Here is a 14,003-nt window from a genome sequence, read left to right as displayed (position 1 = left end):
CTTAGTCCCTCCCTTCAAACCATTTGAGGAACATTTCTTCGTCGTAGTTGGCCCAGCATCCGCCGATGTTGGCCTTGCGCCAGGCGAGGTCGTATTTGATGTTGTTTACGTCCCTATCCTTCTTTGCAAGATTCATGTTCTCTGCGAGCGTATTGCCCGATTCGGCGAAACCGAAGTTCGCAGCGAATGCCTTGAACAGGTGGTTGTTCTGGGCGTCGCGGTCGTTGGAACCTTCGATGACGAAGGTAAATTCCCCTTCATCGGCGGCCTTTCCATTCATGTCGATGTCGACCGTTTCGTAGCCTTCAGCGGTCTTGACCGATGCTATCTGGCCGAAGCGGTGCTGCAGGAAGTTCGTTTCGGGAACCATCGCCTGGTTTTGGCGCATGTCTTCGTCGACGAGGCCGTCGCCGTCGTTGTCGAAGTTGTCGGCGATTTCTTCGTCGATGCAGCCGTCTCCGTCTCCGTCCATCATGTCACCGATGCTTGTGTAGGCGATGATGGCGTCCTCGTTGCTTGTGACCGCTTCGCTCGCGGTAATCATGTAGGTCGCCATGGCTTCGGTCGCAACCGTGAGACCGGAGTCGCTGAGCAGGGCCGCTTCAGGAACATAGCTCTTGAGGACTTCGGTCGCGATACTCGGGTCTGCCTTGATGGCATGTCCGATGTCGCCCATGGATTCGAACATTTCGACGGAGGATTCGCCCATACCCTTCAGGGAACTCCAGTCGATGTCCATGGCTCCGTCCGAGAAACGGAACAGGCCTGTTATGTCGTTGATGTTGTTGCGGACCATGATGGCGGCCTTGGTCAGGTGGAGTACCGTGTAGCTTGCCGAGATGGTCTTGAAGGTCACCTTTCCGTCGGTTCTTCCGGTGGAATCTCTTTCAATGAACGGGTCGAGGACTTCCAGGACTGCGGTAATTGCGGTTTTGTAGTGGTTTGCTGTAGAATCGTCCATTTCCAGGAATGCGCTCTGGCCATCCTTTGCGTTTGCGTACTTGAGCATTTCGAAGACGTTCAGCCCCTGCTGGTTCAGCACGCACTTGGCAAGGCCGTACCACGCCTCGGAGACGGTGGAATCCGCCTTGAGCACCTTTTCGAAGTATTCCCTTGCGATGGTGTATTCTGCATTGCGGAAATGGATGTAGGCCTCGTAGGTGAGGGCATCGACATCGTCGTCGGCGATGTCGGCATTTTCCGTGGGGTTGAACAGGTTGCAACCGGCAATCCCTATGGCTAGGGCCGCAGTCGCACACAACCAGAATCTTTTAAATCGTTTCATAAATCCAACTTCCAAAAAACAAATTTTTTGAATGAATTCGATAAGCAAAAAATAAATTTCTTTGGAAGATTTTGGCTCGGGCATGAGGAAGAATCGACTCATTTATATGTCAAATCTTTCTTTTTTTTCGAAAAAAAGGACAAATTTCATGTGTTAATGATATATTTGTGCTCGATGGAACTTTGTAGAGACTATTTCCCCACGAGGGCATACCGCATTGCCGAGGCGAAAATGGGTTCGCTCCTCGGGGCGGAAAGGGATCGCCTGGACGCCCTCGCCGCAAGGCTCGGGCGCCCGCAGGCTGTCGGTCCCGACAACCTGCGCGAGGAGCTCCCCCGGATAGTTGAATTCACGAAGGCCTACCACGCTGCCTACGACCGGTATCTCAAGGCCGTGTTGCCGCAGCAGGAAAAGCCTATCCAGTGCAGGCCCGCCTGCGGAAACTGTTGCCACCATTATCCCATGTCGGTGGAACCGTTCGAACTCATTTACCTGTATCAGGAAATCCGCAAGCGCGGCGACCTCATCACCATCATGGAGGCGTGTCAGGGCCGCTCGGAGAATTTTAATAATTTGTTTGTAAAAAGGCTGGGTGAGGTTGATTCCGAGGATGTGGCCGAGGACATGGCGCTTCACGATTATTTTTCGATGTGGACGCCCTGTCCCTTTTCCGATGCAAAGGGGGACTGCGGAGAATACGCCTTCCGCCCCGTCTCGTGCCGGATGTACTTTAGCCAGACGGATCCCTGCTATTGCAAGCCGGAAACCCTCCAGACCGAGCTGAACGAAAGCTATATTGTGTACCTGCCGGACAACATCGAGGAGGCCCTGCTCGGAATTTCTGAACACTATGCGGCGCTCGACCTTCCCGAAAGTTTTTTCGGCGGGTTGCTTTCGCTAAATGCATACGAAGGAATTTTAGGTTGAACGAAACGGAAGGACAGTTGGATTTTTTCGCGCAACTGAACATGGCCCAGAAGGCCGATGTCCAGGGGGAATCCCTTGCTCCGCGCCCTTCGGGAAAGTGTTCTGCGAACGGCCTTGTCCATTTCAAGTATAACAGCCGCATGAAAAGGAGCATCCGCTGCAAGGCCGGCTTTCTTTTCGGGCATCCGGAAGTCTTGCTCCCGGAATATATGCGTGCGCCGGAATTTGCCGCTGCTCGCGAACTTGCTGCCGAGTGGGCGGAGCATGCAGTCCGCCGCAAGACGCAGAAGAACAAGGCCATTGTCAAGGACCTTGTTGCCCGTTTTTGGGAAGTTGTCGATCAGGTGCTGGTGGACCGGGGCGATTCCCCGCTCGAAAACACATGCCGTCTGCCGCCAATCAAGCCGCGCGGCCGCTACTTCAATCTCGACGACGTGCTCGCCGCCATCAACCATACGTATTTCGATGAACAGCTGACTTGCCGTATTACCTGGAGTAATCGTGTGGGGGGCTTGAGCTTCCATTCCGTACGCAAGGATCCGATAACGGGCGAAAATTTCCACCTGATAAGCATCAGCCGTGGCTACGATGCCGCAAATTGTCCGCTATACGCTGTCGCGGGCGTCGTTTATCATGAGTGCCTGCATGTGGTGATTCCTGTGGAAGTCAAAAACGGACGCCGCACGGTTCATGGCCGAGTCTTTCGCCAGCGCGAACGGCAATATATCTATTATGACGAGTGGATCAAGTGGCACAAGGAAGTGTTGCCGAAGAATATCCGTGCCATGCACCGTCACAAGGAACTCTAGAATTTCGGATAGCCGTCCTTGAGGCTTTCGTCGTAGTGTGCGCGATCCCCGCCGATGAATTTCGGACGTGTGCGGGCGGCAAGCAGGATTGCTTTGCCGATGTGGCTTTGCGTAAGCTGTAGGGGGACGGCGACCTCCTTGAGGTGCATCCCGATGAGTGTTCCGCCGATGTCGAGTCCGGCATCGGCCTTGATGTGCTCGATTGCAACCGGATGCTCAAACGCGGCGTAGCAGGCGGTGGCGAATGAGCCGCCTGCCTTGGGTTGCGGAACCACGTTCACGATTTCAGCATTCGGGACTGCGGCGTGCTCTATGATAATCGCGCGGTTCAGATGTTCGCAACATTGAGCCGCGATAAAGATGCCGCTTGGCTTGAATGCGGATTGTAGGCCTTCGAAAATAGCCTTGCCGACTTCTGGTACGGAATGGCTCCCGATGTTGTTTCCGAGTGTTGAACTCGTACTGCAGCCGACAACGACGATTTGGCCGCTTGTCAGGTGCGCTTTTTCGATGAGTTGTAAGGCTGCGCTATGAGCGTCGGATTTAATTTGTTCTATAAGAGTCTTGTCTTCAACTTCGTAAGTAGAGCCTGCCATAAAAAATTTTCCTTTTTGAAAGGGGAGGCTAATGCCTCTTTTTTCTAAAGATAGCATGTGGCGAAACGGGTGGCACAAGGGTTTTGTCGATTTTATTTGCGAAACGGGCTACATGGGAGGGGCGAATCCCGCAAGGATGAAGTGATGGCTACCGTCAAATTTCTATCTTTACCACGTTCAAAATTTCACGTGATTGTATCACAGGATACCGATTATGGCAATGCAAGACATGAATGACCAGGTGCAAGCTCGTTTGGCGAAGCTTGCGAAGTTCAAGGAAATGGGCATCGAGGCCTATCCGCACAAGTTCAACCGCACGCACGATTCCAAGATGCTCAAGGAAAACAAGGAAGCCCTGATGGCATCGGGCGAGGAAGTCGCCTTCGCTGGCCGTGTGGTCCGCTTCAACCGCAAGGGAAAGATGTGCTTCATGCACCTGAAGGACCGCTATGGCCGCCTCCAGGTGGTTTGCGCCCGCGACGAGGTGGGCGAGGAGAACTACGAAGTCGTCAAGATGACCGACCTCGGTGACTTTATCGGCGTGAACGGCTTCATGTTCGAGACGCAGACGGGCGAGTACTCCGTGCACGTGAAGAAGGTGACGATGCTCAGTAAGGCCGTGCGCCCGCTCCCTGTCGCCAAAGAGAAGGTCGACGAGAACGGCAACAAGGTCGTGTTCAACGAGTTTGCCGACGTGGATACCCGCTACCGCCAGCGTTACATCGACATGGCGCTGAACGACGACGTGAAGGACGTGTTCATCAAGCGCTTCAAGATTCTGCAGGCTATCCGCGAATACCTCATTGAAAAGGGATTCATCGAAGTCGAGACCCCGACGCTCCAGCCGATTTACGGTGGCGCGAACGCCCGCCCGTTCACCACACACCACAACGCTTGCGACATGACGCTCTACCTGCGCGTGGCCCCGGAACTCTACCTGAAGCGCTGCATCGTGGGCGGCATGGAAAAGGTCTTCGAGTTCTCCAAGAACTTCCGTAACGAAGGCATGGACCGCACGCACAGCCCGGAATTCACCGGCCTCGAGTTCTACGAAGCATACGCCGACTACAACGACATGATGGTGCACTTCGAGAACATCTACGAACGCGCCTGCATTGCGGCGAACGGCACCACCAAGATTGACTACCAGGGGAAGGTTATCGACTTCAAGGCACCGTGGCCCCGCTACAGCATGATTGAGGCCATCGAGAAGTTCGGCGGCCTGAAGGTGAACGAGATGAGCGACGACGAACTCAAGGCCAAGATGGAAGAACTCGGCGGACACCTGGACGGTGAATTCAGCCGCGGCCGCGGTATCCTCGAACTGTTCGAGCTCACCGTGGAAGACAAGCTCATCCAGCCGACGTTCATCAAAGACATGCCGACTGAGAGCACCCCGCTCTGCAAGAAGCACCGTACCATCGAAGGGCTCATCGAACAGTTCGAGCCGTACGCTAACGGATGGGAACTGGGCAACGCCTATACCGAACTTAACGACCCCATCCGTCAGCGTGAGCTCCTGGAAGACCAGGTGCGCCGCGGCCGCGGTGGCGAAGGCGAAACGCACCCGATGGACGAAAACTTCATGCACGCTATCGAAAGTGGCCTGCCTCCTACGGGCGGCGTTGGTTTCGGCATCGACCGCATGGTCATGCTGCTTACGAACCAGCAGACCATCCGCGACGTTCAACTGTTCCCGCTGATGAAGCCGGAGACCTGCTAGTTAAGACGAAAGAACGGCTCTACGAGCCTATAGACGAAAGACGATAGACTTTTTAAGATGGCTATGTTTGCGTATAGAAAGCTAAAAGTTTACCAGAAGTCCCTCTTATGGGTTATGGATGTCTATAGGTTATGTAGTTCTTTTCCTAATGAAGAAAAATTCGCTCTTGTAAGTCAAGTCCGTCGTGCGGCAGTGTCTGTAACGTCGAATATAGCTGAAGGAATGAGCCGTTCTTCGAGTAAAGAGGTTCTTCATTTTTTGGAAATAAGTTTTGGATCTTTGATGGAAGTGCAGAGCCAAATGGAAATTGCTCAACTGTTAAACTATATTACTAAGGAACAAATGGACGATTTAGATGAAAAGACTATAGAGATTGCCAAAATGCTGAGTGGATTGAAAGCCGCTAAAAAGTCATAATCTTTCGTCTTTCGTCTTTCGTCTTTCGTCTAAGAATGAATAAACTTGAACTTTTAATAGCCTGGCGTTACCTGGGGGCTCAGCGCAAGAGTCTCTTTGTCTCGCTTATCGGCATCTTCAGTATGCTCGGTGTGAGTATCGGCGTATTCGCGCTGGTGGTGGCCCTTGCTGCGGTCAACGGCTTCGAGGAAGAGGTCACCGCCCAGATGATAGGGAAGGACGCCCACCTCGAAATCATGTCGTACAACGGCGAACCCATCGCGAGCTACGACAGCCTTACCCGCGAGGCAAAGAACCGCGATTCGAACATCGTGGCCTCGTCGCCGTTCATCATCTACAAGGTGGGCATCAGCTCCAAAAAGGTGAACGACGGCATCGTGATTTACGGCATCGATGCCGAAAGCGCGAAGGGCGTGACCGACATCTACAAGTACATCAAGTGGGGCGAGTATTCCGTCGATAGCCTGGAAGACCTCACGGGCAAGATGCGCCCGGGAATCATCCTCGGTTCGGGGCTTGCGAACCGCCTGCGCGTGGTTGTGGGCGACAAGCTCGTGCTCCAGCTGTTCCAGAGCCCGGACGAGGCGCTCGGCTCGGGCCCCAAGATGATGATGTGCGTGGTGAGCGGCATCTTCGAGACGGGCACCTACGAGTACGACGGCAACCTGGCCTACATCGGGCTCAAGGAAATGCAGAAACTGCTCGGCATGGGTGACGCCGTGATGGGTATCCAGTTCCGCATCAAGGACCACTGGAAGGCGGGCGAGGCGGCCTACGACATGAGCCAGTGGCTTACCTACCCGTACTACTCGATGGACTGGAAGGCGAAGAACATCACGCTCCTCAAGTGGATGAACTACGAGAAGTTCATCGTGGCGGCGGTCATCTGCCTCATCATCCTCGTGGCTGCGTTCAACATCATCAGTTCCCTCATCATGGTCGTTATCGACAAGACGAAGGAAATCGGCATCCTCCGCAGCATGGGCTTCAGCAAGGCGGGCATCATGCGCGTGTTCATGCTCATGGGCAGCTTCATTGGCGTGGGCGGCACCATCGTGGGTGGTACCATCGGGCTTGTGCTCTGCAAGTTGCAGGAAGCCTACCACTTCATCACGCTCCCAGGCGATGTCTACGTGATTCCGTACTTCCCGATTTCTGTGCACCTGATTGACGTGGTCCTTATTTTCGTGATTGGCATTGCGCTTTGTGTGCTCGCGACCTTGCTTCCGGCATGGAAGGCGAGCAGGCTTGACCCTGTAGGAGCGATTAGGCATGAGTAGTTTGTTGCAGACTGTCGACCTCAGGCGTGTTTTCTCCGAGACGGGCGAACAGCTCGAGATTTTGAAGGGCGTTAACTTCTCGATAGAAGAGGGCGAACTCGTGGCGCTCACGGGTTCCTCCGGTTCGGGCAAGTCGACGTTCCTGAACCTCGTAGGCATGCTCGACACGCCGACCTCGGGCGAAATACTTTTCAAGGGCAAGCCGCTCAGCAAGTTCAACAGCGACGAGCGCGACGCGTACCACCGCTTCAAGGTGGGGTTCGTGTTCCAGTTCCATCACTTGCTCAGCGAGTTTACTGCCATCGAGAACGTGTGCGTCCCGGGCCGCATTGCGGGCAAGTCCGAAAAGGAATGCCGCGAACGTGGCGAGATGCTCCTGGAAACGGTCGGGCTCAAGGACCGCCTCAGGCACTTGCCGCGCGAACTCAGTGGCGGCGAGCGCCAGCGTATTGCGATTGCGCGTGCGCTGATGAATCACCCGGACCTGGTGCTGGCCGACGAACCGAGCGGCAACCTGGACGAGGCGAACTCCGCGAAGCTGAACGAACTCTTTGGCGAGCTCAACGAGAAGTTCAACCAGGCCTTCTTGATTGTGACGCACGACGAGAAGTTGGCGAGTTTTGCGAAGCGCCGCGTGGTAATGCATAACGGATTGATTCAGGATATCGGATAGGAGATTTGGTATGGCTGACAATAACGGTATTTTCTCTGCGAAGGCGAAGGCCGTGCTCCAGGCCGCCCGCATGGCGGCGCGTAACCTCGGGAGCGACTGCGTTTCGACCGAACACCTTTTGCTCGGTCTCGTACGCGAGGATTCGGGCTTTGCTGTCGAGACCCTCAAGGCGCTCCGGATAAACCTCGTGGACCTGAGCGAAGATATCCAGCGTTCGCTCTCCTCGAACGGCGGACTCATGACCATCGGCGGAAACCCGCGCGACGGCCTGTTGCAGTTTACGGTCCGCGCGAAGGCGGTGCTTTTCAATGCCGCAAAAATCGCGAAGGAAGAAGGCGACCAGTACATCGGCCCCGAACACCTGATGCTCGCGATTCTCCAGCAGGTAGATTCCTCTGCGGTGGGCATTTTGTCTTCGTACAACATAACGTACGAGAATTTCCAGCAGACGCTCGACCAGCTCAAGCATAATGGCGACGGCAATGCCCCGCAGGATATCCCCGAAGAGGGGCCTCGCCAGCAGCAGGGCGGGCGCGAGATGCGCGGCGGTTCCAAGTCCAAGACCCCGATTCTCGACCATTTTGGCCGCGACCTTACGGCAATGGCGCGTGCGGGCAAGCTCGACCCGATTATCGGGCGCGAAGCGGAAATTGAACGCCTCATCCAGATTCTCTGCCGCCGCAAGAAGAACAACCCGGCGCTCATCGGCGAACCCGGCGTGGGCAAGACCGCGATTATCGAGGGCCTCGCGCAGAAGATTGTGCAGAAGAAGATTCCCGACCTGCTCGTGAACAAGCGCGTCGTGACGCTCGACGTGGCGGCGATGGTTGCGGGAACCAAGTACCGCGGGCAGTTCGAGGAACGCATGAAGGGCCTCATCATGGAACTCCAGCGCGTGAGCAACTCCGTGATTCTTTTCATCGACGAACTCCACACCATCGTGGGTGCAGGCGGTGCGGAAGGCAGCCTCGATGCGAGCAACATTTTCAAGCCGGCCCTTGCACGTGGTGAACTGCAGTGCATCGGTGCAACAACGATTGACGAATACCGCAAGTACATCGAGAAGGATGCGGCTCTCGAACGTCGCTTCCAGACGATTCTCGTGAACCCGCCCAACTCGGAAGATTCTATCCAAATTCTTGAGGGACTCCGCCCGAAGTACGAGCAGCACCACAAGGTTCACTACACGCCCGAGGCCATTCGTGCCGCGGTGACGCTTGCCGAACGCTATATCAGCGAGCGGTTCTTGCCCGACAAGGCAATCGACGTGCTCGACGAGACGGGCGCGCGCGTGAAGCTCAATTCCATCAAGGTTCCGCAGGACCTGCTCGACATGGAATCGGAACTTGCCGAAGTCCTTTCGAAGAAGGAAGAGGCGGTCGCGAACCAGGATTACGAGAATGCGGCCAAGTGCCGTGCCCGCGAGGAGGAACTCCAGAATTCCATCGCGGAACGCAAGAAGCAGTTGCAGGAAGAAGGGCAGGAGACCCCTGTCGTGGACGAAAGCGACATCCGCGACTGCATCAGCAAGATGACGGGCATTCCCGTGAGCCGCCTCGGCGGCGAAGAGACGCAGAAACTCCTGCACCTCGGCGAAGAAATCAAGCAGCGCATTATCGGGCAGGACGCCGCAGTCGATGCGATTGTCAAGTCCATCCGCCGCACGCGTGCGGGCATCCGCAGCAGCAAGCGCCCGATGGGCAGTTTCCTCTTCCTCGGGCCTACCGGCGTGGGCAAGACCGAACTTGCGAAGGTGCTGAGTCTCTCGCTGTTCGGGAGCGAGGAATCCATGATCCGCATCGACATGAGCGAATACATGGAAAAGCACAGCGTCTCGCGCCTTATCGGTGCTCCTCCGGGATACGTGGGCTTCGAGGAAGGCGGCGGACAGCTCACCGAGAAGGTGCGCAAGAAGCCTTATTCCGTGGTGCTCCTCGACGAAATCGAGAAGGCGCATCCGGACATCTACAATATCCTGCTCCAGATTCTTGACGACGGAATCCTTACCGACAGTTACGGCCGCAAGATCAACTTCAAGAACACCATCATCATCATGACGAGTAACGCGGGTGCGCGCGAAGTGCGCCACAGCGGCGGCATGGGGTTCACCAAGGAAGGGGAGACCGACGACTACGAGCGCATGGAAAACGCCATCCGCGAAGAGGTCAAGCGCGTGTTCTCGCCGGAATTCCTGAACCGCATCGACGAGCAGATTGTGTTCCGAGCCCTCAGCAAGAAGGACCTCGTTTCCGTCGTGGACATCCAGATGGGGTTCCTCCAGAAGAACATCTCCGATCGCGGAATCCTGCTGGAAATCAGCCAGGAGGCGAAGGAATTTATCGTGAACAACAATTACGATTCCACCCTGGGCGCGCGACCCATCCGCCGTTCCATCCAGAACCTCGTGGAAGACGCGATTGCCGAAGGGCTCCTGCTCGGTACCCTCACGGACTTCTCCACGATAAGCATCGGCGTCGAAAACGGCAAGCTCAGTTTCAAGTGCGAAAAGATACAGTCGTAAAAATGCTATCTTTGACCGCGAAAAATTTCAACAATCAAACCCAAGAGGTTAACAATGGCTAAAATTCCTGCAGTTCTTATCTTCGGCGCACCGGGTTCCGGCAAGGGTACCGTCGGCGCGAAGCTCGCTGCTACCACTTCCCTCAAGCACATTTCCACGGGCGACATCTTCCGTGGCATTGCTCCTTCCAGCGAATCCGGCAAGCTCCTCGCTTCTTACTCCAGCAAGGGCCTCTTGGTTCCGGACGAAGCCACTGTCGAAATTTTCGGCCGCTTCATCGAAGGCCTCATCAATACGAACAAGGTAAACCCGGATAAGGACACCCTCCTCCTCGACGGTATTCCCCGCACGGTTGCCCAGGTCAAGCTCATCGAATCCGTTGTCGACGTGAAGCACATCTTCGTGCTCGACATCAAGGACGAGAAGACCATCGTTGCCCGCCTCCTGAACCGCGCCAAGATCGAAGGCCGCAAGGACGACGCCGACGAAGCCGTTATCAAGAACCGCCTCAAGGTGTACAAGGAATCCACCGCCAAGGTGCTCGGCAAGTACAGCAAGTCCATCATCAGCCGCATCAACGGCGACAACACCCCGGACGAAGTGTTCTGCGACACCCTCGCTGCCTACGTGAAGTTCTGCAAGGCTTCTGCAAAGAAGCCCTCTGCCAAGAAGGCTCCGGCCAAGAAGTCCGCCAAGAAAGCCAAGTAAGGCGAGCGTCGCGACGGCAAATTTATTTGCCGGCATGACCGAGCCGATTGGCTAGCGCTACGAAGTAGCGCCACGCCAAGTAATTCTTCCCAGAGTTGAACTTTCGCCCCGCTTCGAGCGGGGCTTTTCTTTTAGGGGAAAGATTGTAGAATCGTGTATGCGAACGTGATTTCGTAGCCGTAATCGTTCAGTTTCCTGATGATATGGCTCATGCTTGCCACAGGGGCTTCTCTGTTGACGACAAACAGGATTTGGTTCTTGTCCTTCTTGTTCTGGAGGGATTCGCGCGACTTGATTTCGTCGATAAATTTCCAGAATTCCTCTTCGCTCGCGATATTGTACATCCTTTTTCCGCCAAGGAAACCGAGTTCGTTCAGGCTCACGATGAAGGGGCTTGTCTTGTCGTAGAGATTCACGATCACGCTGATCATCATAAAATCTTCGGCGCATTCGGCTTCCAGTTTCTTTTCACTGAGTCGTTTTGCAAGAATCTCCTCGTCCGTCAGGCCCTTTTCCCCAATCACCATGTGGGAAACCTTGATGACGTTGTCCTTGGTGGCATTCCTGCATGTCTGAACGTCGGAATCCCAGGCCGGGTTGATTGCCTGGATAGGGGAGGCGAAATCCTTGTCGATGACGTACAGAACCTTGCCGACAAGCGGTTCGAAGTTCAAGGTCGTCAGCACCTTGCCGAAAGCGTTGAAGGTGCAGTTCCCGGCAACGTGAACATGGACTTCCTTTTCGTCCAGCGGTCTTGATTTGTCTTTCTTGAACTGGCTGAAAAAAACGAGAATGGGTTGGACTTTCCAGTCCCCGCTTTGGAGAAAATCCTTCACGGAATCTCCGACCTTCTTGCCGTTGATAAAGTATTCCCTCGAGTTCACGTCGATGACGACGACGTTCTCCGATGGTGTCATGAAAGCCCTGTCTTCGCCGCAACCGGCTAAAAAGAACAAAAGGGCTAGTAGAATGATTCGTTTCATTCGTCCTCCTAACGAATTTTCCCCGAATATAGATTTATTTTTTATAAAGTGCGTTAAATTGTTTATATTAGTAGGGGAAATAGTTCTTTACGAGGTGGTGCATGGACAACGAGCTGACGCTTTTGATTGGGGAAGGCGAAAAGATTCTCTACGCCGGCAAGCCGGACAAAAGGTGCTTTATCTTCGAATGCATCTTCAATCCGCTGCTCCCGTTTGCGATTGTCTGGGGACTTTTTGACATGTTCTTTATCGGGGCAGCATTCTCTTCGGACAAGGCGGACGAGGCGGCCTTCTTTATCATCCCGTTCATGGCACTGCACATGATGCCGGTCTGGCTCTACCTTGGCGGGGCTCTGCTCTCGTTTCGGCGGTACCGCAATACGGCCTACATCGTTACGGACAAGGGAATCTACGCGTCCGGTGGTATCATCGCCAGGACATACAAGTCAAAGCCGTTTGCGGAACTTTCGCACGTGGACCTGCACCGCGGCATTTTCGACCAGTGGTTCGGCGTGGGCGACATCATCACGACCTCCGCGCAGGCAAATCCCGCAACGCTGAATGGCCGGAGGACTTCTACCAACGCGGGTATTTCCATCGACAGCATCGCCGATTACGCGGAAGTGTACAAGCTCGTGAAAAAGCTGCAAGAGGACATCTACACCGACGTGATGTACCCCAATGACCTCCGCCCCAAGGAAAATCACGGGTATAAATCAAGGTATAAGGGGTAGGGGAAAGGCTCCGCCCTAAAATCCGGCATTCTAAGGCTTGATGGTTATCGGAGTTCCGTCCTTGACTGCGCCGTAGATTTCTTCAATTTCGTCGTTCGTGACGGCGATGCAGCCGGCAGTCCAGTCTTTCCACTTGTACCAGAATTTAAAGAGGAATGCCGGAACCTTGTTCGGATAGCCGTGGATCATGATGTCGCCGCCGGGCTCGTAGTTGCCATCTTTCGCGGCCTTGATTTGCTCTGCGTTTGGGTACGAAATTCTCAGCGATAAATGAAATTTGCTTTTGGGGTTGTGCTTCTCGATGGTGTAGTTGCCCTCGGGGGTCTTGTTGTCTCCGGACTTGACCTTCGCTCCCACAGGATTCTTGCCCAAAGAAATCTTGTACGTCTTGACAATGTTCTCGCCGCTTCGCAAGTGCATTTGGCGTTTCGCCTTTTCTACGAGAATGTTGTCGATGGGTGAGGTGAGCATGACTTGAAATGTAGTTTTTTAGGTACATTTCCTGCATCCCCGAACGCATCTCGTCTAAGGAAAGGCGAGGTGCGTTCTTTTTAATTTGGGTTTCACGGCCCTTTGCGAAAGAACGCCTCTGAAAAACAACCGGTCGCAAATGCGGCCATAACAACGGAGGCTATAATATGAGTCGCAGTTACAAGAAACCGTTTGTGAAAATGGCAAAGGAGGCTCATGCCGGAAAAGAACCGCAAAGAGGGGGATTGTTGGGGGTGGCCGTTCGAAGGTGTCAAACTGCCTATTTCCGACCCGAAGGGCATTAGGAAATAGCGAACCATGACACTTTATTCATTAGGCGAAAAGTCGCTTCTAAAAAAAGTAAAGAGAAAATTTTGACTGAGGTGTAGAGATAAAGGTCTTTCTTTATTGGATTTGATTTATTCTAATTTGTTCGGCAACGATTTGTTTTTAAAAGGCCAGTCGAAAAGTAGGTCTTGCAGGTTTTTTGACTTTTTCCATCGCCTAAATGATTTTATGCATAAAAGAGTAAATGCTCCAATTGTAAACCAACTTAATAAAATGCTTATAGAAAGTATTTTGGTATCAATGTCGGGTTTTGCGATGCTGATTATACAATGAAAGAATAGCGCTATTTGGAATATAATAATACTCCAAAAAAGAGAGTCTTCTTCAGGCTTGTCTATTCCACGAAAACTAAAGGGCTTTGTTATTATAAGTGGATTGTCTTTTATTGATTTTGATTTCAGAATTGCAAACGTAAGCCAAGAAAAGGGAACGATGCTTATCAGCAGAAAAATTACCACCCTTTTATCGCCCATGTATATTAAATCGACAATAATCGTTTCAATGAGGTAACGTATATTTTCTTTCGCA

The 14,003-nt window shown here is 53.7% G+C and carries 14 protein-coding genes; 9 read left to right on the top strand and 5 right to left on the bottom strand.

Translation table 11 applies throughout. The features are described 5' to 3' along the window. Position 1: 1 nt before the first annotated feature. A complete protein-coding gene (locus B4A77_RS08320; protein ID WP_290739894.1) occupies positions 2 to 1,285 on the bottom strand; it encodes a hypothetical protein in 1,284 nt (427 codons plus the stop codon). Positions 1,286 to 1,459: 174 nt separating this feature from the next. Between B4A77_RS08320 and B4A77_RS08315 the strand changes: the two genes are divergently transcribed. Continuing rightward, positions 1,460 to 2,212 (top strand): YkgJ family cysteine cluster protein, encoded by a 753-nt coding sequence (locus B4A77_RS08315; RefSeq protein ID WP_290739891.1) that lies wholly within the window; start codon positions 1,460 to 1,462, stop codon positions 2,210 to 2,212. After that, positions 2,209 to 3,021, top strand: a complete 813-nt coding sequence (locus tag B4A77_RS08310; protein ID WP_290739888.1) for a hypothetical protein — start codon at positions 2,209 to 2,211, stop codon at positions 3,019 to 3,021. The genes B4A77_RS08315 and B4A77_RS08310 overlap by 4 nt, the downstream gene beginning before the upstream one ends. On the opposite strand, the gene B4A77_RS08305 is transcribed toward B4A77_RS08310, so the two are convergent. Beyond that, a complete protein-coding gene (locus B4A77_RS08305) occupies positions 3,018 to 3,617 on the bottom strand; it encodes a TIGR01440 family protein (protein WP_290739885.1) in 600 nt (199 codons plus the stop codon). The genes B4A77_RS08310 and B4A77_RS08305 overlap by 4 nt on opposite strands. 214 nt (positions 3,618 to 3,831) lie before the next feature. On the opposite strand from B4A77_RS08305, the gene lysS reads away from it, so the two are divergent. From lysS to B4A77_RS08275, 6 genes are read left to right on the top strand one after another with little or no spacing between them, the layout of a single operon-like run. Beyond that, a complete protein-coding gene (gene lysS / locus B4A77_RS08300; protein WP_290739882.1) occupies positions 3,832 to 5,340 on the top strand; it encodes a lysine--tRNA ligase in 1,509 nt (502 codons plus the stop codon). Between the two features lie 57 nt (positions 5,341 to 5,397). Continuing rightward, positions 5,398 to 5,757, top strand: a complete 360-nt coding sequence (locus B4A77_RS08295; protein WP_290733880.1) for a four helix bundle protein — start codon at positions 5,398 to 5,400, stop codon at positions 5,755 to 5,757. 35 nt (positions 5,758 to 5,792) lie between these two features. Beyond that, on the top strand, positions 5,793 to 7,037 hold the full coding sequence (locus B4A77_RS08290) for an FtsX-like permease family protein (protein WP_290739879.1): 1,245 nt from the start codon (positions 5,793 to 5,795) through the stop codon (positions 7,035 to 7,037). Continuing rightward, positions 7,030 to 7,710 carry an ABC transporter ATP-binding protein gene (locus tag B4A77_RS08285; RefSeq protein ID WP_290739876.1) on the top strand — a complete coding sequence of 227 codons (681 nt, stop codon included), beginning with the start codon at positions 7,030 to 7,032 and terminating at the stop codon, positions 7,708 to 7,710. The genes B4A77_RS08290 and B4A77_RS08285 overlap by 8 nt, the downstream gene beginning before the upstream one ends. Before the next feature lie 10 nt (positions 7,711 to 7,720). Further along, the gene (locus B4A77_RS08280) at positions 7,721 to 10,231 is read left to right on the top strand and encodes an ATP-dependent Clp protease ATP-binding subunit (protein WP_173366469.1); all 2,511 of its coding nucleotides are present in this window, start codon (positions 7,721 to 7,723) and stop codon (positions 10,229 to 10,231) included. A 54-nt stretch (positions 10,232 to 10,285) separates the two neighbouring features. Continuing rightward, positions 10,286 to 10,939, top strand: coding sequence for an adenylate kinase family protein (locus B4A77_RS08275; RefSeq protein WP_173366470.1), 654 nt, complete (start codon positions 10,286 to 10,288; stop codon positions 10,937 to 10,939). A 131-nt stretch (positions 10,940 to 11,070) separates the two neighbouring features. Here the strand turns inward: B4A77_RS08275 and B4A77_RS08270 are convergent, their stop codons facing one another. Further along, a complete protein-coding gene (locus B4A77_RS08270) occupies positions 11,071 to 11,922 on the bottom strand; it encodes a hypothetical protein (protein ID WP_290739869.1) in 852 nt (283 codons plus the stop codon). A 101-nt stretch (positions 11,923 to 12,023) separates the two neighbouring features. Between B4A77_RS08270 and B4A77_RS08265 the strand changes: the two genes are divergently transcribed. Continuing rightward, the gene (locus tag B4A77_RS08265) at positions 12,024 to 12,656 is read left to right on the top strand and encodes a PH domain-containing protein (RefSeq protein WP_173381457.1); all 633 of its coding nucleotides are present in this window, start codon (positions 12,024 to 12,026) and stop codon (positions 12,654 to 12,656) included. Between the two features lie 30 nt (positions 12,657 to 12,686). Here the strand turns inward: B4A77_RS08265 and B4A77_RS08260 are convergent, their stop codons facing one another. Together B4A77_RS08260 and B4A77_RS08255 are read right to left on the bottom strand one after the other, a co-directional pair. Next, complete coding sequence (locus B4A77_RS08260) at positions 12,687 to 13,127, bottom strand: L,D-transpeptidase family protein (RefSeq protein ID WP_290739866.1); 441 nt, start codon at positions 13,125 to 13,127, stop codon at positions 12,687 to 12,689. Positions 13,128 to 13,546: 419 nt separating this feature from the next. Then, a partial coding sequence (locus B4A77_RS08255) for a hypothetical protein (RefSeq protein WP_290739863.1) occupies positions 13,547 to 14,003 on the bottom strand: 457 nt, incomplete at its 5' end.

This window comes from Fibrobacter sp. UBA3718 (genome assembly GCF_002371935.1).
Classification (GTDB): Bacteria; Fibrobacterota; Fibrobacteria; order Fibrobacterales; family Fibrobacteraceae; genus Fibrobacter.
The sequence above is the reverse complement of the archived record's forward strand: the minus strand, read 5'-3'. Positions and strand labels throughout refer to the sequence as shown.

Bases quoted from the DNA above. Each gene is read 5' to 3' on its own strand.
- B4A77_RS08320 (WP_290739894.1), bottom strand. From the start codon at position 1,285: ATGAAACGATTTAAAAGATTCTGGTTGTGTGCGACTGCGGCCCTAGCC.
- B4A77_RS08315 (WP_290739891.1), top strand. From the start codon at position 1,460: ATGGAACTTTGTAGAGACTATTTCCCCACGAGGGCATACCGCATTGCC.
- B4A77_RS08305 (WP_290739885.1), bottom strand. From the start codon at position 3,617: ATGGCAGGCTCTACTTACGAAGTTGAAGACAAGACTCTTATAGAACAA.
- lysS (WP_290739882.1), top strand. From the start codon at position 3,832: ATGGCAATGCAAGACATGAATGACCAGGTGCAAGCTCGTTTGGCGAAG.
- B4A77_RS08295 (WP_290733880.1), top strand. From the start codon at position 5,398: ATGGCTATGTTTGCGTATAGAAAGCTAAAAGTTTACCAGAAGTCCCTC.
- B4A77_RS08290 (WP_290739879.1), top strand. From the start codon at position 5,793: ATGAATAAACTTGAACTTTTAATAGCCTGGCGTTACCTGGGGGCTCAG.
- B4A77_RS08285 (WP_290739876.1), top strand. From the start codon at position 7,030: ATGAGTAGTTTGTTGCAGACTGTCGACCTCAGGCGTGTTTTCTCCGAG.
- B4A77_RS08280 (WP_173366469.1), top strand. From the start codon at position 7,721: ATGGCTGACAATAACGGTATTTTCTCTGCGAAGGCGAAGGCCGTGCTC.
- B4A77_RS08275 (WP_173366470.1), top strand. From the start codon at position 10,286: ATGGCTAAAATTCCTGCAGTTCTTATCTTCGGCGCACCGGGTTCCGGC.
- B4A77_RS08270 (WP_290739869.1), bottom strand. From the start codon at position 11,922: ATGAAACGAATCATTCTACTAGCCCTTTTGTTCTTTTTAGCCGGTTGC.
- B4A77_RS08265 (WP_173381457.1), top strand. From the start codon at position 12,024: ATGGACAACGAGCTGACGCTTTTGATTGGGGAAGGCGAAAAGATTCTC.
- B4A77_RS08260 (WP_290739866.1), bottom strand. From the start codon at position 13,127: ATGCTCACCTCACCCATCGACAACATTCTCGTAGAAAAGGCGAAACGC.